The sequence below is a fragment of the Priestia sp. P5_B4 genome, assembly GCF_056400385.1.
This window is the reverse complement of sequence record NZ_JBFULJ010000840.1, coordinates 1-1,658: the sequence shown is the minus strand read 5'-3', so window position 1 is coordinate 1,658 and position 1,658 is coordinate 1. Positions and strand designations below refer to the sequence as shown.

The window sequence follows — 1,658 nt, the reverse complement described above, 5'->3', positions numbered from 1 at the left end:
CATGTAATTGAGTCTAGAATACGCGAAATTGTAGGAGGAAACTGACATGTCAAACATTACAAAACGTTTTTATAAAGAGCGTGCAGCATTAAACGTATTAGCAAACAGTGTCGAAAATGCCAAAGAAGTATTTGAGGCTGCAGAAGGGCATGTATTAGTAGGCGTGTTATCCAAGGATTATTCTACTGTAGAAGAAGCAGTAAAAGCAATGAAAGAATACGGAAAGGAAATTGATGGAGCAGTATCAATTGGTTTAGGTGCTGGAGACAATCGCCAAGCAGCTGTAGTAGCAGAAATTGCAAAGAATTATGCTGGCAGCCATATTAATCAAGTATTTCCTGCTGTTGGAGCAACACGTGCTAATCTAGGTGAAAAGGATAGCTGGATTAATAGTTTAGTATCCCCAACCGGCAAAGTCGGCTACGTAAATATTTCGACTGGCCCAGTTAGCGCAGCGCATAATGAACAAGCTATTGTACCAGTCAAAACAGCTATTGCCCTAGTACGTGATATGGGAGGAAACGCGCTCAAGTATTTTCCTATGAAAGGGTTAAGCTATGAAGAGGAATTCCGAGCTGTGGCACACGCTTGCGGGGAAGAAGAATTCGCTTTAGAGCCAACTGGAGGAATTGATAAAGAAAACTTTGAAACAATTTTGCGTATTGCTTTGGAAGCCGACGTCCCAAAAATTATTCCGCATGTTTATTCGTCAATCATTGACCAGAAAACAGGAAAAACAAAAGTAAATGATGTACGTGAGCTCCTCGAAAAGATGAAAAAGTTAGTTGATCAGCATGGCTAAGAACTTTGCAGCATTTGGAGAGGTAATGATGCGTTTACAAGTACCAGGATATGAATTACTCTCTCAAGCTCATACATTAAGCTATTCGTTTTCTGGTACAGGGGTAAATGTAGCGGCGGGGTTGGCGAACTTCGGATATACGGGATATTTGATCACTKCTTTACCGGATAACGCTGTGGGAGATGCGGCTGTATCTTATCTTAAAAAGTTAGGTATTTCGCAGTCATTTATTAAACGCAGCGGAAAACATGTCGGTATGTATTTTTTAGAAAATGGATTTGGGTCCCGATCTAGCCGAGTTACATATACCAACCGTTCAGAAAGCAGCTTCAACAGAGCTCCTGAAGGCATATATGATTTTGAGAATATTGCGGAGAAAGTAGGTGTGGTGCATTTTTGTGGAATCTCTCTAGCAATGAATGATTCCGTCCGATCCTATATGAAATCATTTGCCAAAGCGGTAAAAGAACGCGGTGGTATGGTCGTATTTGACTGTAACTACCGCCCGTCTCTATGGGGAGATGAAGGATATGAAAGCGCAAAACCTCATTATGAAGATATGCTGTACCTTGCAGATATCGTAATGATGAATGAACAAGATGCTATGCACATTCTTAAGATGGAAACAGAAGAAATAAGCAGAAGAAAGCAGCTGATGAAACTAATTCCAAAGGTAGCAAAGAAGTACGGTCTTTCTGTCGTAGCCGGTACGCACCGATCTATTAATAAGAACAATAAGCACTCTTTATGCGGTTTTATATATAAAAATCATACATTTACATTTTCTGATACGATTACTTTTTCTGTCTATGATAGAATAGGCGCAGGAGACGCCTATACAAGCGGCATTTTATAT

General features: G+C 40.2%; 2 protein-coding genes. Both read left to right on the top strand.

Annotated features, from left to right (window positions below):
- Positions 1 to 46: 46 nt before the first annotated feature.
- Positions 47 to 802 (top strand): 2-dehydro-3-deoxy-phosphogluconate aldolase, encoded by a 756-nt coding sequence (gene dagF / locus AC1DRF_RS26555; RefSeq protein ID WP_043979334.1) that lies wholly within the window; start codon positions 47 to 49, stop codon positions 800 to 802.
- Positions 795 to 1,658: sugar kinase (locus AC1DRF_RS26550; protein ID WP_477742137.1), on the top strand; the 864-nt coding region annotated here is incomplete at its 3' end. The genes dagF and AC1DRF_RS26550, both read left to right, overlap by 8 nt.

Bases quoted from the DNA above. Each gene is read 5' to 3' on its own strand.
- dagF (WP_043979334.1), top strand. From the start codon at position 47: ATGTCAAACATTACAAAACGTTTTTATAAAGAGCGTGCAGCATTAAAC.